The 21,191-nt window shown below is 44.1% G+C and carries 19 protein-coding genes and 1 other RNA gene; 14 read left to right on the plus strand and 6 right to left on the minus strand.

From position 1 onward, the window contains the following. Positions 1 to 6: 6 nt before the first annotated feature. Both R8G66_09960 and R8G66_09965 read right to left on the minus strand, forming a co-directional pair. Positions 7 to 1,518 (minus strand): glycoside hydrolase family 3 protein, encoded by a 1,512-nt coding sequence (locus tag R8G66_09960; GenBank protein MDW3192683.1) that lies wholly within the window; start codon positions 1,516 to 1,518, stop codon positions 7 to 9. Continuing rightward, complete coding sequence (locus tag R8G66_09965) at positions 1,515 to 2,780, minus strand: MFS transporter (GenBank protein ID MDW3192684.1); 1,266 nt, start codon at positions 2,778 to 2,780, stop codon at positions 1,515 to 1,517. Before R8G66_09965 ends, R8G66_09960 begins: the two co-directional genes overlap by 4 nt. Before the next feature lie 161 nt (positions 2,781 to 2,941). Between R8G66_09965 and R8G66_09970 the strand changes: the two genes are divergently transcribed. From R8G66_09970 to R8G66_09985, 4 genes are all read left to right on the plus strand, one after another. Further along, positions 2,942 to 4,231, plus strand: coding sequence for a hypothetical protein (locus tag R8G66_09970; protein MDW3192685.1), 1,290 nt, complete (start codon positions 2,942 to 2,944; stop codon positions 4,229 to 4,231). A gap of 93 nt (positions 4,232 to 4,324) precedes the next feature. Beyond that, positions 4,325 to 4,990 (plus strand): hypothetical protein, encoded by a 666-nt coding sequence (locus tag R8G66_09975; protein ID MDW3192686.1) that lies wholly within the window; start codon positions 4,325 to 4,327, stop codon positions 4,988 to 4,990. A 28-nt stretch (positions 4,991 to 5,018) separates the two neighbouring features. Continuing rightward, entirely contained in the window at positions 5,019 to 5,486 is a 468-nt protein-coding gene (locus R8G66_09980) for a hotdog fold domain-containing protein (protein ID MDW3192687.1), read from the plus strand. Positions 5,487 to 5,619: 133 nt separating this feature from the next. Beyond that, positions 5,620 to 6,153, plus strand: a complete 534-nt coding sequence (locus tag R8G66_09985; protein MDW3192688.1) for an SLATT domain-containing protein — start codon at positions 5,620 to 5,622, stop codon at positions 6,151 to 6,153. 6 nt (positions 6,154 to 6,159) lie between these two features. On the opposite strand, the gene R8G66_09990 is transcribed toward R8G66_09985, so the two are convergent. Further along, a complete protein-coding gene (locus R8G66_09990) occupies positions 6,160 to 6,645 on the minus strand; it encodes a GNAT family N-acetyltransferase (GenBank protein MDW3192689.1) in 486 nt (161 codons plus the stop codon). Then, the gene (locus R8G66_09995; GenBank protein MDW3192690.1) at positions 6,630 to 8,129 is read right to left on the minus strand and encodes a family 10 glycosylhydrolase; all 1,500 of its coding nucleotides are present in this window, start codon (positions 8,127 to 8,129) and stop codon (positions 6,630 to 6,632) included. Before R8G66_09995 ends, R8G66_09990 begins: the two co-directional genes overlap by 16 nt. A 207-nt stretch (positions 8,130 to 8,336) precedes the next feature. Here R8G66_09995 and murQ point away from each other — a divergent pair, with 207 nt between their 5' ends. The 3 genes from murQ to R8G66_10010 all read left to right on the plus strand — a co-directional run bounded on the left by murQ (position 8,337) and on the right by R8G66_10010 (position 13,297). Next, positions 8,337 to 9,155: an N-acetylmuramic acid 6-phosphate etherase gene (gene murQ / locus R8G66_10000; protein ID MDW3192691.1), complete on the plus strand. Its 819-nt coding sequence runs from the start codon at positions 8,337 to 8,339 to the stop codon at positions 9,153 to 9,155. A 127-nt stretch (positions 9,156 to 9,282) separates the two neighbouring features. Then, a complete protein-coding gene (locus tag R8G66_10005; GenBank protein MDW3192692.1) occupies positions 9,283 to 9,867 on the plus strand; it encodes a hypothetical protein in 585 nt (194 codons plus the stop codon). After that, on the plus strand, positions 9,830 to 13,297 hold the full coding sequence (locus R8G66_10010; GenBank protein MDW3192693.1) for a two-component regulator propeller domain-containing protein: 3,468 nt from the start codon (positions 9,830 to 9,832) through the stop codon (positions 13,295 to 13,297). Before R8G66_10005 ends, R8G66_10010 begins: the two co-directional genes overlap by 38 nt. A gap of 5 nt (positions 13,298 to 13,302) precedes the next feature. Here R8G66_10010 and R8G66_10015 read toward each other — a convergent pair whose 3' ends face one another. Then, positions 13,303 to 14,169 (minus strand): DMT family transporter, encoded by an 867-nt coding sequence (locus tag R8G66_10015; GenBank protein ID MDW3192694.1) that lies wholly within the window; start codon positions 14,167 to 14,169, stop codon positions 13,303 to 13,305. A 70-nt stretch (positions 14,170 to 14,239) separates the two neighbouring features. Then, positions 14,240 to 14,944, minus strand: coding sequence for a hypothetical protein (locus R8G66_10020; GenBank protein ID MDW3192695.1), 705 nt, complete (start codon positions 14,942 to 14,944; stop codon positions 14,240 to 14,242). 191 nt (positions 14,945 to 15,135) lie between these two features. Between R8G66_10020 and R8G66_10025 the strand changes: the two genes are divergently transcribed. From R8G66_10025 to R8G66_10055, 7 genes are all read left to right on the plus strand, one after another. Beyond that, a complete protein-coding gene (locus R8G66_10025; GenBank protein ID MDW3192696.1) occupies positions 15,136 to 15,300 on the plus strand; it encodes a hypothetical protein in 165 nt (54 codons plus the stop codon). Positions 15,301 to 15,345: 45 nt separating this feature from the next. After that, positions 15,346 to 15,443: signal recognition particle sRNA small type (gene ffs, locus R8G66_10030), an RNA gene on the plus strand. A gap of 31 nt (positions 15,444 to 15,474) precedes the next feature. Next, a complete protein-coding gene (fsa, locus tag R8G66_10035; protein ID MDW3192697.1) occupies positions 15,475 to 16,131 on the plus strand; it encodes a fructose-6-phosphate aldolase in 657 nt (218 codons plus the stop codon). Between the two features lie 40 nt (positions 16,132 to 16,171). Further along, complete coding sequence (locus tag R8G66_10040; GenBank protein MDW3192698.1) at positions 16,172 to 16,375, plus strand: fructose-6-phosphate aldolase; 204 nt, start codon at positions 16,172 to 16,174, stop codon at positions 16,373 to 16,375. A gap of 2 nt (positions 16,376 to 16,377) precedes the next feature. After that, on the plus strand, positions 16,378 to 17,088 hold the full coding sequence (locus R8G66_10045; GenBank protein ID MDW3192699.1) for an ATP-binding cassette domain-containing protein: 711 nt from the start codon (positions 16,378 to 16,380) through the stop codon (positions 17,086 to 17,088). Between the two features lie 143 nt (positions 17,089 to 17,231). Further along, positions 17,232 to 17,984, plus strand: a complete 753-nt coding sequence (locus R8G66_10050) for an outer membrane lipoprotein-sorting protein (protein MDW3192700.1) — start codon at positions 17,232 to 17,234, stop codon at positions 17,982 to 17,984. A gap of 14 nt (positions 17,985 to 17,998) precedes the next feature. Next, positions 17,999 to 21,070, plus strand: coding sequence for a hypothetical protein (locus R8G66_10055; protein ID MDW3192701.1), 3,072 nt, complete (start codon positions 17,999 to 18,001; stop codon positions 21,068 to 21,070). Positions 21,071 to 21,191 lie beyond the last annotated feature (121 nt).

Here is a 21,191-nt window from a genome sequence, read left to right on the forward strand (position 1 = left end):
TCGGCCCTAAAGTGAAGCGATGACTTGCTGCCCGTTAGGTTGTAGTCCTTTTTCCCAATAATCAAACACTACTTTTTCCATTTCAGGAAGTGATTGTCTGGCCAGCACCACACTTCGGCACGCTCTCCAGTTCACGTATTTCATCGAATAGGGATTACCCAACCAGGCCAGATTTACTTGTTGTTCTTCAATCAGTTCATTGAGTGCAGTCAACATCGGCCCACTCATTCCGAATTGATTCCCAGGTTTCTGTGAAGGGGGAATTGCTACGACCCATACTTCTTGTTTTGCGCCAAGATGCTCAGATATAGGCAGTTCATGATCACTCATCAACGCTTGATGGCTTTCAAATCTCTCAGCCTGTTTACATGAACAGAAAAAGGACAAAACTGTATCAGATGCTTCCAAATGGACCGAAACCGGCTTCAAAACAGTCACGGTTTCATAAGCGATGCGCTCTCGTAATTCGATGCTTTCAGGTAGCATAGTATCACCTTGCATCTCAATCAATTTGGCACTTTTCTTCAGTTCCATCACACGATCGGCTGCAAGAGCAACTCGTTGCTGGTCACCCTGATTCACAATGCGTTCAAAAGCCTCTGGCAGGTTCGGTGTAAAACACAGGATGTCATTCCCGGCATTAAATGCTTGTAATTCTACCTGACCGGCTGCTTTGTCTCCAAAAACACTCCTCATATTGAGGGCATCAGACATGACTGCCCCTTGAAACCCCCATTGATCACGTAATAATCCATTGATCACACGAGGAGAAATGGAAGCTGGGAGCTCCGCATCTAATTCGGGAACCAACAAATGCCCCACCATGACACATTCAATTCCTCGCTCCACAAATTGTTTGAAGGGGTAAAGTTCATTTTGATCTAGCTCATTCCGACTTTTATCGATGGCCGGTATTCCCAGATGTGAATCTACGTGGGTATCACCATGTCCTGGAAAATGTTTCACACATCCGAGTAATCCCTCTGATTTCATGCCTTGATAATAAGCCCAGGACAAATCAAAAACCTTTTCAGGGTCTTCTCCGAATGACCGGTAACCAATGACTGGATTTTCCGGGTTATTATTGATATCGACGACCGGTGCCAGGTTGAATTGAATGCCAACTGCTTTCAGCTCCTGCGCAATCGCTCGCCCCATCTCGAATGCCAGATCTGTGTTTCTGGCAGCAGCCAGCGTTAACGGATACGGAAAGGGCGGATGACTATCGATGCGCATGCCAAGTCCCCACTCTGCATCAATACTGATCAATAAAGGATCCTTGCTCAGCTGTTGATACCGATCGATCATCCTGGCCAACTGCTGTACACTGTCCTTCTCTCGAACGTATGTTTTGCGATCAAAATTGGTTTCGACACTTTGGCGGCTGTAGAAAAAGGTCAACCCGCCTATCTGAAAATCGCGGATGTAGCGCTCAATTTTCGCGATGCCTTCCGAAGTATCATGGATAAAGGCAGCGGGACAAAAAGCCTGCCCGACCTGTCGTTCTAATTCATTCATGCGTCCGCTTTCATCCCGTAAGTCGATGGGAATTTCAAAAATTTGATGAGTAAAATACCTGGTAAGCCTGCGATGACCACCCAGACGAAAAACCCTTGATAACCTAAATACTCCTGCACAAATCCACTGATCATCCCAGGCAGCATCATTCCCAATGCCATAAACCCTGTCGCGAGGGCATAATGTGAAGTTTTAGAGGCACCTTCAGCGATATATATGGTGAACATGAGAAAACTCGTGAATCCGAATCCGTAGCCAAATTGCTCCACAATCACTGTCGCCGTGACCCATGTAATAGAGGTTGTGCCTGACCAGGCCAGCAGTACATACAGCAAATTGGGCAAATTCAGTGCGATGGCCATCGGCCAGATCCATCTACGCAAACCATGTCGGGAAATTACAATGCCACCTAATATTCCACCAAGTGAAAGTGCCACCAGCCCTATCGTACCATAAATCGTCCCAACCTCTGTCGTACTTAACCCAACACCTCCGGCATCCGGCTGATCCAGTAGAAATGGAGAGGCCATTTTAACCAGTTGCGATTCCCCCAATCGGTAGCAGAGAATGAAGGCAATGCCCATCCCCACATGTTCTTTTTTAAAAAAGGAAACGAAGACTTCTTTGATACCCTTCCAACCTTCTGATAGCTGTTTGGGCTCCTGAATGACTGGTGTAAGCAGATAATTCGCTAATGTGAGTAAGCCAAGCACAGCACCGACAATCATCAAAGCCCAACTCCAGGACAATTGATTATTACCTGTAGATGTTTCCAGCAGTCCGGCAATCACGACAATCCCCCCTTGTCCACTGATGACAGCCAAGCGATAGAATGTACTTCTAATACCAATGAAAAAGGATTGTTTTTCCTCGCTAAGGGCCATCATATAATAGCCATCAGCCGCAATATCATGAGTCGCCGAACAAAAGGCCGCTAACCAAAAGAACACCAAAGTGGTCATAAAAAAGGCACTAAAATTGAGCGCAAGTCCGACTCCTAAAAAACAAACTGCTCCTAAAAATTGCGTGATAAGGAACCAGTTCCTTTTGGTAGATCGGATCTCAACTATCGGACTCCAAAGGGGCTTGATCACCCAGGGCAAGTACAACCAACTGGTGTAGAGTCCAATGTCAGCATTGGAAATGTCCAGCCTTTTGTACATGATCACAGAAACAACATTTACTACGATATAGGGGAACCCTTCAGCAAAATAAAGGGTAGGTATCCAAGCCCAGGGGTTGCGCTTTTGAACTTCACTCATGACCAGCTAATTTAGTCGAGAATATCAGACCAGATAGCGGGTATTTGTTGCAAGCATCCGAGAAGCATGAAAACAACCTAGAAAAATTAAAGTTTTAAATGATCCGGCTTGTACTACAAAACCTGATTCCATAATACTACAATCGTCTGAAAACCAACCGAATGACCAAAAAGAGATCAGATACCGAACAAACACCAAAGTGGCTAAAGACCATCCAACTTAATAGCTGGGAGGCTGAATTGCTCATTTCCGCCTTGGTGCTCTATGCCTTATTTCAAGTGCCTGATTACCTGGACAAATTGGCTTTGCAGAATTTCGCAAGAGATAGTCAATTACATGGTCTTTTCAAGATCATCAAGCGCGCAGTATTGCTATTGAGCTTCGGATACATCCTACACATTTTGGTTCGAGGGATGTGGGTCGCTTCAGTTGGTATGAGTTATGTATTTCCAGGGGGAATAGACCAGGAGAAGTTGAGGTTCAAGGGCAAATTCAAAAAAGAATTAAGCAATACATCCTCATTGGTGAAGACTGTGCTCCGACTGGAAGAACTATCTTCTACCATCTACGGTATTTCTTTCATTCTCTTTGGTACACTTGTAGGTTTCGGTACCTTCTTCTTCTCACTGATCGTAAGCGTTGAGTTAGTCAATCCTGTCATGAACGAGCATACCGTAGCCGCCATTTTGATAGGGATTTTCATCTTGTTTTACATCCTCATCAGCCTGATAGTATTTATCGACTTTATCACCAATGGACTGTTTAGAAGGTGGTCCTGGTCAGCAAAATGGTTCTATTATGTCGCCATTTTCTTCCGAATTATTACCCTCTCATTCCTCTATCGAAGGTCATTGCTTGTGCTGATTTCAAACACAAAAGGCTGGAAATCATATCTGATCCCTTTATTGATTCTGACAGTGACTTTTGGTTATGTGTTTCTCAACAAAAAACAAAGAGATAATTGGACCGAAAAGTACCTGAACGATAGTACTCAGCCTACTTTCCTGAGCAACAACTACGAAAATCTCAGACCTGGAAATGAACGACTCATGGCTACTATTCAATCGGACATTGTCAATCAAAAAACCTTACGGGTTTTCTTGAAAGATTTATCGGTATTCAATACGCTTTATAATGCTGAAATTGGGGTAAACGAAGATTGGGAATCACTTGACTCCAAAACATCCTCTGCATACTTAAATAAGTGGCTGGCCTTGAAAATTGACAGCACGGAATTAAAAAATGTCCAATGGTTCAACAGTCAACACCCGACTACTTATGAATATGGATTCACTGCTTTCGCTGACCTCAATGAATTCAGTCGAGGCGCTCATTCCTTCTCAATATCCATTGATACTACCGGATTGAAAGAAAACACCAAGCAACAATTAATCCGTGGCGACTTTAATCAATTGTTCATCTCAAATATTCATTTCTTCTACGATAAGTGATCATTAAATTGCCCCTTAGCTATGACAAGACCACTATTAAATTCGACAACTAAATCACCAAAAATCAGGAAAGAAGTCTTTATAATATCGGTCATGATCATTTCCCTATTAGTTATTTCGGTAGCCTGTAGGGACGATGATCGGATGGTCGTTGAAGAACCTGAGGTCATGTTTCTGGAAGGGGAATTCATTCTGCATGATAGCACAGGTTCACCCTGTGACCTGTATTTCCAAACAGAATCGGGTGCTTATCATCTTGGCAATCCCTACAATGAATATTTTGAGGCCAAGGCCTATTTCTTCAAGGATACGCAGCAGGTCGTGATGACTTATGACGTGGTTAAAGATGGCAGTGAGTGCAACAAAGACTTTGTTCAGAGCACCGTTAGTAATCTTGTACTCTACGAACAACTCGAAGTGATGAGCAACAATGAACTTTTTCAGGAAGTAACAACCGCAGGTATCTCTATTGATTCAGCGCAGCTTCTGGGTGATTATCTGATACTTGATTATAGGAGCAGTGGATGTTTGCTCTCCGAATGGGAGCCCTATCTTGTAGAATCGGAAGAAGTACTTGAATCTTTTCCACCACAACGAAACCTGAAACTGGTCACTCATCCAATCGGTGGCTGTGCGGCGACAAAAAGAAAAAGAGGCATTTTCAACGTGAAAGAGTTGCAAGTAGATGGAGGTGTCGTGATTCTCAACATTGCATATGGCTTTAATGAGGAGATCGAATCGATCACCTATTCTTATTAGATTAGAGACCCAATAGATCACCTAACTCATGAACCGATTGCTCAAACTGCAAGCGAAACTGGAAAACAAGCCCTTCGGCAAAAAGCTCTTTTCCTACTTTGTGGCCAAATCCGCACCTTATTTCCTTACCATCAAACCTCAGATCATTGAGTTGAGGGAAAATTACATGAAGGTATCCATGCGGAAGCGAAAGGCGGTTCACAACCACATTCAAACTGTGCACGCCATCGCATGTTGTAATCTTTGTGAGTTCGCAGCGGGTGTGTGCATGGAGGCCTCTATTCCTAAACACCGAAGATGGATCCCTGTAGGCATGGAAGTCAGCTATGTCAAAAAAGCAGCAACCGACCTTACCGCAGAAGTTGATTTAAGTAGCACAGACTGGGAGAATTGCACGGAAGTTCCATGTGATGTGAAAGTTAAAGACACGAACGGCGAAGTGGTAGTAGCTGCCATGATCACGATGAAGGTGTCTGACAAACCGACGAAGAAATAACTCTTCTGGACCAGGCCTGGTGACTCATATGTCTTAAGAGATAATAAGCACTACTCACAGAAGCATCCAATAGCGATCTTTTTTGAACCTCCGACGCTAATTTCCTATATTGTTGATAACGCACTTTTCGTTTATGAAAGATCTTATCACAAAATGGGAGAAAAGGACTAAAGTAGTTGAAGCCGCCCACTTTACCAGAGCCAGGGTATATTACCGGTATCATCGCATTTTCGGAGCCATGCTGGTTTTATGTTCTACCTTGTTAGGGATTCTTTCTTCCTCCAGTTTACACTTAGAATTAGGCATGAATGAAGCCCTGAACGGTCTAATTATCGCTGTATTGAGCTTGGTCGTACCTATCTTATCGGCCATGCTTGCTTTCCTAGGCTTTCAGGAAAAAGCGGTAAGGCACCATGACGCTGCAGCCTCTTTTGCCAGTTTGAAGCGGACTTTGCAAATAGAATTGGCCAATCAGCATGCCGATGATAAAGCGACAAACTCCATATTGATGAAAGTCAAAACGATATGGGATAATACCACGCGGGATGCTCCTCCGCTACCTTTTGGTAAAAAGTATTGGAAAGAGCAATTGGATGAGGACACCTATAAACATCAATCGACCTGGCGAAATCTCTTTCAGAGAAATAAAAATCAAGAAGAGGAATAATCGTATTCAGGCCTTCAACATGTCCTGATAAATACTAAGACCTGATTCGGCAATAGACTGTGCTCTAACCGCTTTCTCATAAAATGACGGTGCCCTTACCCCACCAATGATGGCATAGGCATAACCCATGTTTTTCATGGCTTCCAGGGACTTCATAAGCAGGACTTTCCCCAGTCCCATTCCCCTGGCAGTCTCTGAAACTCCAGTTGGACCGAAAAAATTCTTTTTGGTGGCTTCGTAACAGGCAAACCCTAGTATCTCGCCTTCCTTTTGCGCTACAAAACAGGTGATGGGCTGATGGCTAAAGGCAGCTGCTACTTCATCCGCCCAGCTTCGGGCAAAATGTTTTTCTACCCAGTCCATTACAATTGATCGTTCAGGAGCGATCGGTTGTCGAATCAAAATTTGTTGCAAGGAAATTGACTCCTCCAGTTCGTGGAAGGAAGGTAAACCGGACAGGTTCACCAACATGTCTCTTATAGGATCTTCCATTTCTCTTTGTCCTTCATTACCCAAATGGCACGTGTGGTTTCTCCAAGATTCCCATCCCTGTCTTTGAAGGCCAGGATCAGCTTCATGCGGTATCCGGTTAACGGAATCTGAAAAGTGGAAGACTCGAATGTCCCAAAAACTTCTTCCCCCAACCCCAGCTCTCCGTTCAAGGCCACAGGTTGCACGCCTGCTGCATAGGGAATATCCTCCAGCTCAATGTACAAGGTATTGTTCCGGGTACGGACCCTCTTCGCCACCGGCTTGGGCAAAGCAGAAGACTGCAATTCCATCATTTTTGGGAATACGCGTTTAGCAAAACAATCTCTTTTAAGCACATGGGCCAATCTCGGTTTTTCGATGAGGCTCTTGGCACTAAAAAAGGCCGTTCCTCCGATGTTGTCAAGCTTCCGATTCAGTTCAATTTGCCGAGGGATCTCATAGACACTGTTCCAGGCATTGTCAAAGTTGTTTTGATACTTATAAGCACCAATACCGGTGTAAATATCTACGCCTTCTACATTTTCATCCCACCATTCCGCCAGTACCCTATAGGCAGCCGGTTCAAAGTCCATGCTCCAGTATAATTGCGGGATCAGGTAATCTACCCATCGATTTTTGGCCCAACTCAATGGGTCCGCGTACAGATCATCGTAATTCGTCTGTTTAGCACTGGTTTCCGAACCCAGCGGATGCATATCTGAATTTCTCCAAACTCCAAACGGGCTGATTCCGAACTGGACCCATGGCTTTATCGATTTAATCACCTCATGCGACTCTTTTACAAGCATGTCTACGTTGTTCCTCCGCCAATCGTCCCGATCCGAAAATTCACGCACACCATATTTAACGAATTCCTTACGATCATTGAATTCTTCATTTTCAATCTTGTAAGGGTAGAAATAGTCATCAAAGTGGATACCATCCACATCATAGCGCTGCACGATATCGCCAACTACTTCCACGATATGCGCCCTTGCTTCAGGAATCCCCGGATTGATGTAGTATTTCGGACCATATTCAACCATCCATTCCGGGTGCAGATGATAAACATGATCTTTTGATAGAATGCGAGTATTGTTGTCAAAAGTCGCCCGATAAGGATTCAGCCAGGCATGGAAGTCCATCCCTCGTTTGTGCGTTTCTTCTATCATGAATTGAAGCGGGTCTTCACCATTCCAACTACCAGCATCTCCTTCCAGACCTGTCAGGTATCGAGACCATGGAGCCAAATTCGTAGGATAAAGTGCATCTCCTGCCGTTCTGACCTGTACAATGACTGAATTGAAGTTCAACCCTTGATAATAATCCAGTAATTCCCGAAACCCTTGTTTTTGGCTGTCACGATCTACATCCCCACTTTCCGGCCAGTCGATATTGGCAACAGTAGCAATCCAAACGCCCCTGAATTCGGAATGGACTTTGTCTTGAGCAGTAACACAGTAAACCGATAGGACGAATGACAGGAAAAGGACGTGTCTTTTCACAAAAGGCTGAGGATTAGGTGGGTTGCTTAAAATTACGGAGATCAATTCAGATTTTAAATTCAAGTTATCCACGATCCGAAGCCAATTCTTGAATAAAAGAGTAATCAGTATCTCAAAATGTGGATAAAGAACGATTCACTTCATCAATTCCCACGTCAAAGGTTTATCAACTATAGGATTTGTAGTTTTGCCACAATCATAATTCATATGGACGCATCCCAGAAAATCACAGAACAAGCTTCACATTACGACCACCTGGAAGAGATGTCAGTCGTAGAACTCCTGAATCACATGAATCAGGAAGATCAAAAAGTGGCAGAAGCTGTGAATAAGTCCATTCCACAAATAGAAAAGCTTGTAGAATCCCTTTGGCCACGTTTTATGGATGGTGGTCGGTTATTTTATATTGGTGCAGGCACCAGTGGTCGACTGGGCATCCTGGATGCGTCGGAGATCCCACCTACTTATGGTATGCCTCACGATCGTGTCATTGGGATCATTTCAGGTGGAGATCAAGCCATTAGAAAGGCCGTGGAGTTTGCCGAAGACAGCCAGGAACTAGCTGCAAAAGACCTGGCTTCCTATGATTTTGGCCCAAATGATACACTAGTTGGTATTGCTGCTTCCGGTACCACGCCTTATGTTTTGGGTGGCCTGGCGTATGCGAAAGATAAAAATGCCCTGACTGGTTGCATCACCAATAATGAGGGGTCGCCTGTCGCCCATGCATGCGAATGCCCCATTGAAGTAGTCGTTGGACCGGAATTCGTTACTGGTAGCACCCGGATGAAAAGTGGTACCGCACAAAAACTGGTACTGAACATGATCTCCACTTCCCTAATGATCAAGATCGGCCGTGTGAAAGGCAACAAAATGGTGAACATGCAATTGACTAATAACAAATTAGTGGATCGGGGCACCAGATACATTAAGGAGGAATTAGGAATTTCCATCAAAGCCGCTAAGGAGCTGCTAGAGAAACATGGTTCAGTAGATGCCGCGATTAAAGCTCATGAAACCCCCTAAATTCATACATTAAAGAGAATCTACTGATCAGGGAGGTTCATGAGAATTTTAGTTAAAAGCTGTTGATTGCCTCTATTACGACAGTATTCTCAAAATCATTCCGCTAATTGTTCATTAATTTGGACTCATGGAACCCTTCGAATACGTCGTAGTGCTTACTTCACTGATTCTTGGTTTGGGCATTGCTCAGATCCTGACCAGTGTGGCAGACATTGTCTCTAATCTCCGAAATGTAAAGCTCTGCCTTCCTCATGCCCTATTGACCCTTGCTGTATTCCTGCTGCATATTCAAGAATGGTGGATCAATTATCAGTATTCTGCAGTCATCAAAGAATGGACCCTGGGCATTGTCCTTTCCATTCTCATCTACCCTATCTTGTTATTTCTGCTGGCAAGAATGCTTTTTCCTACAGGGATTCGAGGACACGAAACAGACCTGAACCATTACTTTTTTGATCAGTGGAGATGGTTTTACGGTCTCGCTCTTGGTACCCTAATGGTCAGCGCGTGGCAAAATACTTATATACAGCAACTAGACATCATGGAATCCTGGCCGCAATTCCTTACTGCAAGTATTTATCTGACCATCATTCTGCTTAATGTTCGGAATTCCCATGTTCATAGTGTGCTTCAGGTTATCTCTATCATAGGGCTAATTATCTTCCTCATGTCGGATGACACAGCCTTGCACCATTTTCAAATGGGTGGGTAAACCCTTCCCATTCATTAAATGCCTGGAGCGTTTCTTTGGAATTGACCAATTGCTGACTTTCTTTGGTGCAGGAGCTAATAACCATACCTTTTTAAGCACTGATTTAATGAGACTGTTGCTGGTCATATGTTGTCTGACTCATGCATTGCCGTTCCTTTGGGGTCAGGGAAATCAACTAAGATTCTACGACCATTCCAGTGGATTGGAGTCGAAATGGGCCGGATTGATCAAGGTCAGTGCCAACGGAGAAATTTGGATGATCAACAATGACGACATCATCCGCTACAATGGATATGAAAAAAAGATTGTTCCTTTATCATCAGACCCCAATAATCCCGTCTATGTCAATGCGTTTGAGTTGGATAATAATGTCATATGGATTGGCACGCAGAATGAGCTAATAAGGTATGATCTGATTACGCTGGAACAAGACATTTTGGCCATCGGAGCGGTGGTGGCATTACATCTCGACCAATCGGGTGAGCTTTGGGTCTCATCAGAAAAAGGATTGGTTCGAATAGTTCAGGATCAATCGATCACCTTCCTACAGGATAGCACTGATTGGGGTAGTTTAATGACCTTTGACTTACAAAACGACGAGAGTGGAAAATTATGGATTGCCACCGAAAACCGAGGGTTAATAACCTATGACATTGAATCGAAGGATTTCCACGATGTAGAAGGACTTTACAATGCCAAGGGCGAGCCTCAGCTCAAAATGCGTGATCTGCTCCTGGATAAGGATGGTTCTATTTGGGCGGGAAGCAGTGGTGGTGGGCTGTTCCATCTGAAGGAGGATAGTATCAGTCAGTTTCTTCCTTCTCAAGATCCAGGTGCTATCTCAAGCACGGAAGCTTACACCCTGGAACAGGATGAATCGGGGAATTTATGGATAGGCACCTGGGCTGGTGGTCTGAATTTCTTTGATGTTTCAAAGGAAGAGTTTACCCGTTATCGTGCTGGAGATGTGCAAAGCAAAGGGCTACCTTCCAACGTCGTAGTAGATCTGGAAATCAACGATGATCAATTGTGGGTAGGAACTGCCTATAGTGGTCCCTGGATGACCCAACTCAATGATCAGGCATTTACCTGGTGGAATAAGAAAAGTCTGCCAGGTTCATTGGAATCCGACAACTTTTGGGCGATACATGAAGATGCATCAAAGAATCTCTGGCTGGGAACCTATCAGGGCGGGTTATACAAGATTTCTTCCGACAATGAGTTTACCCATTTCAAATCCTTCGAAGATATCCCTGCAAATACGATTTGGAGCATTTATGAAAACAAGGCTGGTCTTTGGATAGGGACCAATCTTGGGCTGCTTTGGCAAAGTCCAGGTAAGGAAGAATGGTCTTTCTTTTCGACTTCTTCCAACACACCAAAAGGCTGGGAAGCAAATAATATATTCATGATCGAGGGTACGGAAGAGTTGCTTTATCTGGGCATTTGGGGAGCAGGTGTTTTTGCCTATGACATTCAACAAAATTCGGTCAGGAAAATCCTCAAGAAATCATATCTCTCCGACCTTGAATTAACCCGGGAAGGCAAACTTTGGATCACTGGAAACTCAGAATTATTCATTTATGATCCGACTGAGGATTCCATGGCCAGACCAGTCGAAGACCCTGGCCTGGCCCCTCGCCCTTCCATGCTGATAGAAGCATTTGATGGACTTTGGCTGAGTAACAAAGAAGGATTATATCATTGGGAAAATGATGCATTCAATAGAATAGATCATGAATTGCTACGTAAAGTGTTTAATCCCATAGAAGCAAAAGACTCCACTATATGGATGAGCACGGCCTCAGGTATAGTGACCCTCTCCAAAGATCGCTCACAGATCACGCTAATTCCTGAACAGGATCGAACCATCACCACTACACCTAATGCCCGTGCAGTTGCTCGTTCTTCTGATGGGAAACTATACTTTGGTGGTTTGAATGGTATCGTCTCTTTTGACCCAAAGCAAGTCAAGATGAACAATCCTCTACCCGAAATACAAATCGATGCATTCAACATTGGGAATGAACAAATATTGACGCACGAAGGCAAGACCCCAGACTATATTTCGACGTTTAACCTGACCTATAAAGACCTGGTATTCTCTTTGGACTTTTCAGCCCTCAATTATACTCATCCCGATAAAATCTCGTACGCTTATCAATTGTCCGGGCTAGGCGATGAATGGATATTTACCTCCGCCAGCAATCGAAAAGCCTCCTTTGCGGGCCTGTCTTCTGGCCAATATCAATTTCACGTAAAGGCAAGAAATCCGGGAGGCGAATGGGGACCTACGAAATCCCTGGACATCTACGTAGCCCCACCATGGTGGAAAACCAATTTCACCTATTCACTGTACGTATTTGCCATGTGTCTGATCATATTTTTCTTCCACCATATGCGCATGGTAGGGCTAAAGCGGAATCAAAAATTGCTAAAAACAGAGATAGCACGGCAAACTCAGCGCCTTCAGGAAAACAATGAAGAACTGGCAGCCAAAAACAAAGAATTAAAATCGCTTTCAAAGTTCAAAGAAGGACTAACGCACATGATCGTGCATGACATGAAAAACCCTTTGAATGCGGTCATTGGACTTACCGAGGGTAAACCCACCAGAGATAACATGAGCCAGATCAGGCAGTCGGGACAAACCATCCTTCAAATGATCACCAACATGCTGGATATCCAAAAGTTTGAGGAAGTCGACATCAAGGTTAACCCCGAAGCAATTAATCTTTATTCGCTGGTGTTTGAAGCAAAACAGGAAGTCAAAATGTTGCTGGATACCCGAGGAATTATTTTGCAAAATACAATTAGTAACGATATACTGGTATACATCGATAAAAATATCATTCTTAGAGTATTCGTCAATCTTTTCACAAACGCCATAAAATATTCTTCTTCCGGAACAAAAATTACTGTCAGTGCCAATATGATTGAAGATAGAATATTGATTGATGTAAAGGATCAGGGCACGGGTATCTCGAAAGAAATACTGCCCAATATTTTTAATAAGTTCTGGCAGTACAAAGCACGTAAATCGGGCGAGATCTCATCAACGGGTCTAGGGCTTACCTACAGTAAACTGGCCATCGAATCTCACAAAGGAAAAATCAATGTGATTTCGGAACCTGGCCAAGGTTCCACCTTCCAATTTGATCTACCATTCCATGGCCGCTCAGACGAAAGCATTATTCCTGAAGAACAACAAATTGAAAACGAATATTCTGAATTGGCCAAAAGAAAGATTCAAGCCCTGGCAATCATGATCAAAGACATACCACTTTATAATGTCGGTAAAATCATGAAGATCCTGAATGAAAGTGATGAAGATGACGCACTGTCAGAGGTAGAAAGGTGGAAATCTTCGGTCTTAGATGCCACCTATCATCACGATAAAGATCGATTTGAAGAATTGATTTCCATCTAATCACGCTACTTCCTGGCACTTCTGGCCGATTCGATAACGACGGTTGTCAATATCAGCACACCGCCAGCTACAGCTCTCAACCCTGGAATTTCACCTAAGAAAATGATCCCAATCAAAATACCATAAATGGGCTGGATCGTACTCATGATACTCATGGAGGTCACCGTAAAGTGACGTAAAGCAAGCACAAACATGGTATGTCCGATTGCAGTGGTGATGAGACTCAGACCAACCAGTGGTATCCATTGTTCCTCTGCAGGATTGAGATCATATACAAACAATAGCGGCAAGAATATCACCCCCCCGAAAAGGAGTTGATAGAACATCAGGGTCATGCCTGAATAAACCCCTACCTGCTTTTTCACGAATAGGTTCCTACAAGAATACCCAACTGCGCTGGCCAGCCCCCACAAGATACCTTGGAGGTATTGGTTATTGAGATCGAATGAAGGAGCCAGTAGCGCAACACCTACCAGGGTAAGGAATGCCAGCAGTAGGTGAACTGGCTGCAATTTGGTCTTGTAAAACAAGGGCTCCAGAAAGGTGGTGAATATGGGATAAGTAAACAAAGACAGCATCGCGATGGCCACTGTTGACTTTTGTAGTGCAATGAAATATGTCGTCCAGTGAAAAAGGACCAGCACGGAGATAAAAACCAGGTTCAATACATCTTTTCGGGAATTCAATCGAAAGGATACGCCCCTGATCCAACAAAATATGCCCAAAAAGAGCGCTCCCAATAAACAGCGTATGGCGATAGAAAGCTCAGCCGGCAAGTCAATGTAGCGACCAAAAGCACCCGAGGTTCCCATGAGTATCATGGCAAAATTGAATTCGAGTATAGGAAGTAGCGTACTTTTTGACTTGGACACCAGATACGAATGATTGAGGTTCCAAAATTGGATGAATTTGAACTGAAACCTCAATACATTCCGGAAACTTTTACCATGCGTTGATCACCACCCAGCGATCCAGGTTCAGCATGTACATCAACATCGCAATTTTCTGAGTGGTATTAAGTGTTAAATCTCCACCATCATTCACCCGGATATTTCCATCATTGTGTTTGATCACTACATCTCTTGCCCCATTTAATGTCCTTAAGTAGATAATGGCGCCATCAACAGGATCTCCGGCAAAGTTGATGTTCCTTAAATCACTGGATGCCGCACTTTGGTACGTATCTAATATATGATGTGAATTGTCCACGGATACCGCACCACTTCCATTAATATTTACAGTCGTGCCTTGAGGAAAGGCAAGGAATCCATCTTTATGAGTCAAACCTCCTGATACAGTAGTGCCTTCTCCTGGTCTCCCAACTTCAATCGGGTCATCAATCAAAGTCCAATCTCCATCATATCGCTTATATGTCAATCTGCCACCAGCATTGAGCAGAGTAAAACGGCTATCAGTATTATCAGATTCACTAAAATTCAGGCGAGGTGATTCGGAACTGAGTATCAATCTACCTCCACCATCAGCATTGAGCCCAACAACCCTCAGCCCTCCTCTGAACTCTGCAACTCCTTCAACGATGGTTGTATCTGTGTCAACAATTTCTACATTCTTCGTTGTGATTGATTGTGCGAAAACAGGACTGACAAAAATGAGCACGCCCAGGTATAAAGCAATTTTGATTTTCATAATTCAGAGTTTTGGTTAAAATTTAGTTGTAGCGTTTTAGTTGCTGCTTCAAATATAAAGTGTCATGACGGACCGCACAAATAAATTGACTCCCATGAAAAGCCTTCAGCCAACAATTCCTTGATCAATCCTTAATCTGATTGTTCAGACATTCCTATTTCAATCCCGTACGATTGCATAAATTTTCAGTAATGATCGAAAATGAAACCAAAAACTACGAGGCAGATTTTATCGAACTGGACGATGTACTGGATCATGCTTTCTTCAATGAAGAGGAAGAATTGTCGGATATGGAGGATGAATTTGTGTTTATCAGCGGTCAATCAAAAGATTTCCGCTCATTAGATGAACTTTGATAACGTTTTCTATTACAGATTGCCAAATCATTTTACCTTTGCGCCTCGGCAAACGGATACGACCAGCTCCTGCTGAACTCCCCCAGGTCTGGAAGGAAGCAAGGGTAAGTGGTTGAGCGGTGCGATATCTCGTTTGCCTTTTTTTATTTCCAACCAATTCTTAATCATACACGCATGAAATTTTTCATCGACACAGCTAACCTTAGCGATATTCAGGAAGCTTACGATCTTGGTGTACTGGATGGTGTAACTACTAATCCTTCCTTGATGGCCAAAGAAGGAATCACCGGAGAAGCGAATATTCTGAAGCATTACAAGGACATCTGCAACATCGTCGATGATAATGTAAGCGCGGAGGTCATCTCTACGGAATTTGATAAGATGCTGGCGGAAGGAAGAGAATTGGCCAAGATCGATGATAAGATCGTGGTGAAAGTGCCTATGATCAAAGACGGAGTAAAAACCATCAAGGCTTTGACCTCTGAAGGCATACGAACCAATTGTACCCTCGTTTTCAGTGCCGGGCAAGCCATTCTTGCTGCTAAGGCAGGCGCAAGCTATGTTTCCCCGTTTATCGGAAGACTGGATGATATCAGCTTTGATGGCATGGACCTTATCGATCAGATTGTACACATTTATGACACGTTTGGTTTTGAAACTGAAGTATTGGCTGCTTCCGTGCGACACTCCATGCACCTGATCCAATGTGCCGAAGTAGGGGCCGATGTTGTGACATGCCCACTGAACGTAATCACTGGCCTGCTGAAACATCCATTGACTGATATCGGGCTGGAAAAATTCCTAGCAGATTATAAAAAAGGTAACCAATGATAGGCATGCTTAGTTGATGGAAGAGACGCTATCACAAAGTATGTACATCATTAAGGTGAAAGGGAAAGCTAAAATCCCTGATTATATCCAGTTACGCGACGACAATTTTGTGCTGATTGCTTATTTTCGGGCTGACAGACCATTGAAGAAATTGGAAAAGTATGGTCTGGAAGGTAAAGAAGAAGCCCTGAAAGAGATCATCGAATCGCTTTCGTACGGTAAACTCCAGAAGTTAGAAATATAATCATGTCCTTTTCAGAAGAACCCGTTCTTAAAGTAACCGATGCCAGCATTTTACAAGAAGGCTATCCGGTACTGAAAGACATCTCTTTTGAAATTGGCAAAGGTGAATTTGTCTACCTCATTGGCCGTACAGGCAGCGGCAAGTCTTCTTTATTGAAAACATTCTATGCTGATCTGTCCTTTAAAAACGGAGAGATCAATGTAGCCGGGTTTGGAATTCATCAGATCAAACCCAAAGAAATCCCTTTTCTACGCAGAAAAATTGGCATCATTTTTCAGGATTTCGAGCTATTCTTTGACCGGACGGTTGCTGAAAATCTGGAATTCGTCATGCGAGCCACGGGCTGGAAAGACAAAGCCAAAATGAAATCACGTATGGCCGAAGTACTCATGCGCGTCGGCTTAGGAGCGGTAACCAACAAAATGCCACACCAGCTTTCTGGGGGCGAACAACAACGGGTAGTAGTAGCACGGGCTTTGATCAACGAACCACAGATCCTTTTTGCGGATGAGCCCACTGGCAACCTTGACCCTGAAGTGGCAGAAGGCATTTTTAAACTCTTCCAGGAAATCAACCGCAGTGGCACTGCCATCTTGATGGCCACACACAACCACAATTTTCTGGACAAATTTCCGGCCCGTGTTTTGAAATGCGAAGACGGAGCCGTTCGTGACTCAGAAAAAGAAGAGTTCGAGTTTACGGGGTTGTATTGAAATTGATCTTCTCCCTTTTTGCAATTCCTTTACAGGAACCACTTAAAGTTTTTCCAGTCAATTGTAATAAATCAATTATTTGAGTAACTAACTTCTAAAATTCAAATAAAAGATCAAGCAAAGGTTTATTGAAAATGTTAGTTATGAAGAAAATCACACTACTCGCCGCACTATTGGTTTTCATGTTCAGTGCATCCGCTCAAGATGTCACGGTAGATGAAATCATTGAAAACTACCTGGAGAATATCGGAGGAGCAGATAATTGGAAAGCGCTGAAAAACGTAAGAATGACTGCCAAAGTCAATCAAGGCGGCGTGGAAATTCCCCTGGAAATTGTGTACTTGTCTGATGGAAGGACTTACACGAAGTTTACTTTTCAAGGAACGGACTTTTTCCAGAATGTATTTGACGGAGAATCATTATGGGGCATCAACTTTCAAAGCATGAAGGCAGAAAAATCAGATGCCGAGACTACCGCAAATTTCGCTTTGAACTCCAATGACTTTCCGGATTCATGGTTAGACTACAAGGCAAAAGGCTATACCGCCGAATTGCTTGGTACAGAGACTATTGAAGGTGCGGAAACTTATAAAGTGAAATTGACCAAGGAACCATTGACCATCGATGGCAAAGAAGTAGAAGATGTCTCTTTCTATTACTTTGATAAGGAAGCCTTCGTGCCTCTTGCAACAGATACCGAAGCCAAACAAGGTCCTCAAGCTGGTACTATTCTACGAAGTACGCAAAGTGATTACGATGAAGTAGAAGGGCTTTATTTTCCATTCTCTATGTCACAAGGTGCTAAGGATGGCCCATCTCAGGCGCTCAGCATCTCAAACATCGAAGTGAATGTTGACATTGACGAAAGTCTTTTTGACTTTCCCGGTGGAGAATAATTGATCATCCCTGCATGAGAAAAATATTGGCAATGGTGCTCGTGCTCGTTGTGGCTCAGCTACAGGCACAAGACACTGAAATCGTCCTGAAAGGCAAAGAGCTTTTTGGGGACATGACTGCTCGGCACATTGGTCCTGCACTGATGAGTGGCCGGATCACGGACATAGAACAACACCCTACTAACGATCGGATATTGTATGTCGGTGCTGCTGGAGGTGGTGTATGGAAATCTGTTAATGGAGGTTCTTCCTTCCAACCCATTTTTGAAGAACATACCCAATCGATTGGAAAAGTAAAATTAGATCCCAAAGACCCGGACAAAACCATTTGGGTAGGTACCGGTGAGATCTGGACACGAAACAGTGTTTCAGTAGGAGATGGATTGTACAAATCCACGGATGGTGGTGTGAACTGGAATCGCGTTGGATTCGAAAACTCGGAGCGCATCGCCAGCATCGAAATTCATCCTGAAAATACGGACATCATGTACGTGGGTGTTTTGGGAGCGCTTTGGTCAGACAATGAAGAACGTGGTGTCTATAAGTCTACTGATGGAGGTGTCACCTGGAATAAAGTGCTTTACATCGATCCAAAGACAGGTTGCGGTGACGTGATCATGGATCCGAATAATCCCAACGTACTGTATGCTTCTATGTGGGAGTTTCGAAGATCAGGCTGGGGATTTGAATCCGGAGGAGCCAATAGTGGCCTTTTTAAGTCCACCGATGGCGGAGAAACCTGGAACAAAATCCACAATGGCATTCCTGATGGAAAACTGGGGCGAATAGCCGTGGCAGTCGCTCCTTCTGATAGCAATATCCTTTATGCAGTCTGGGAAACGGAAGATGAAAATGCAAGAGGTTTGTACCGGTCTGATGATGCTGGAGCGAATTGGACGCTCACCAATGGCGATTTTGGCCTTGTGGTAAGACCTTTCTACTTCTCCAGAATTGTAATAGATCCTCGAAATCCGGATGTGGTGGTAAAAGCCGGATTATTTGGCTCAATCAGCCGAGACGGAGGAAAGACTTTCAAAAACCTGGGCAACATGCACCCTGACATCCATGACATCCTTTTCGATATCAAGAATTCGGATCGTATGTATGTGGCCACAGACGGTGGACTTTACCGATCCTGGGATGGGGCCACTAGCATGGAAATAGTGGCGAACCTGCCTATCTCCCAATTTTATCACATCAGTGTAGATAACGAAGAGCCTTACAATGTGTATGGTGGCCTGCAGGACAATGGCTCCTGGTACGGTCCCTCCTCTTCTCCCGGTGGTGTAGAAGCAAGAGACTGGAATGTCGTAGGATTCGGTGACGGTTTCCGGGTGGTGCGTCACCCGACGAAAAGAATTCTGTACTCTGAAATGCAGGGTGCTCAGAACGTCTGGCGCTATGACATGGACAAACAGCAGACCAAGACTGTTCAGCCGCTTGAAGTAAAAGGCAAAGACAAATTGCGGTTCAACTGGAACGCGCCAATGGCCCTGAGCGAATCTAATCCTGACCGCTTCTACATGGGAAGCCAGTACCTGCACAAGTCTGATGACATGGGTGATAATTGGGAGATTATTTCACCTGACCTGACGACCAACGATAAGTCCAAGCAAAACCAGGAAGAATCCGGAGGTATTTCCAAAGACAATTCAGGAGCTGAAAATCACTGTACCATCTTCACCATTGCTGAGTCTCCATTAAATGATCAAGTCATCTGGGTGGGCACGGATGATGGCAACATTCAAGTGACCAGAGACGGTGGTAAAAACTGGAATAATACGACTCCTAATCTTACCGGCGCTCCCGCCAATACGTGGGTATATCACATTGAGGCAAGTGTACATGGCGAGGGAACAGCTTACGCGGTTCTTGATGGTCATACTACCGGCGACATGAATACTTACGTCTACAAAACCACGGATTTTGGTGCTACCTGGACCTCTATCGTCACCGACAATATTTACGGTTTCGCCAGAAACATCCAGGAGGATTATGTGAACGAAGACCTATTGTTCCTTGGGACAGAATTTGGTTTATATGTAACCATCAATGGAGGTAAGAATTGGAGTCAATTTACGAACAACCTCCCTCCTGTTGCTATACACTTCGTTGATCTTCAAAAGAAAACCAATGATATTGTCTTAGGCACTCATGGACGTGGTGTGATCATCATTGATGACATCAGTCCGCTTCGCAACATGACGCAGGAAGTGTTGGGCAAAGACGTACACTTCTTCGCACAAGAGCCAACGATCATTGAAGAGGCAAGTCCATTTGGCGGAACAGCCACCGAAATGGAATTTGTGGGATCAAGTGGGTCAAGTGCTGCGAAAGTGGTTTACTACCTCAAGAAGAAGCACATTTTCGGCAAGATGAACATGGAGGTCCAGGACCAAAATGGCGAAAAACTCATTGAGATCACGCCTGGGAAATCCAAAGGAATCAACGTTGTGACCTGGAATGGACGCATCAAACAGCCTAAACTGGCGAAAGGAAAAAGCCTTGCTTTTGGTGGTTTTACTGCACCTCGCGTTCCTGCCGGAACTTACAAAGTGGTCATGACCAAGGGTAAGAAAACCTACGAGACTTCCATGACATTGATCAACGATCCCGAATCGGACATTACCGCTGCAGAACGTCAAGCCAATCATGCAACCACTGTCAAACTTTATGACATGTCTCAGGAACTGGCTTACATGGTTTATGAGATCGATGAGATTCTTGCCAAAGCGCAAGAAGTGAAAGATCAGGGTGGCAGCAAATCTGCTGATGCCGTGATCAAAGACCTCAACGCCCTGAAAGAGACGCTTGTGACAACCACAGGAGATAACTATGTCGCTTCAGCAGAACCTCAGCTTAGAAGTAAGATTGCTGATTTGTACAGTAAAACGGCTTCCAGCTTCCAGGCACCAAGTGCTTCTGAGCTCGACAACCTTAACCTGCTTTCTGAGCGCATGGACAAAGCCAGAAATGATTTGAGCTTCATCAAATCCAAGCGAGTATTCAAAATGGAGAAGTACATGGAAGGCAAAGGGATCACCACGATCCAGCTGAAAACCTTCGATGAGTTTATTAATGACTAGTATTCTTGTCCACCCTTCGAGGGTCCGCGGTGCGTAGCCTCGGGTGCCAAGATTGGGTTACATTATTAAGGTTTTAGTAGTAAATAGAACAATTGGAAAAGCTGTCTCGCGAGGGGCAGCT

It is taken from the genome of Cytophagales bacterium (assembly GCA_033344775.1).
Classification (GTDB): domain Bacteria; phylum Bacteroidota; class Bacteroidia; order Cytophagales; family Cyclobacteriaceae; genus JAWPMT01.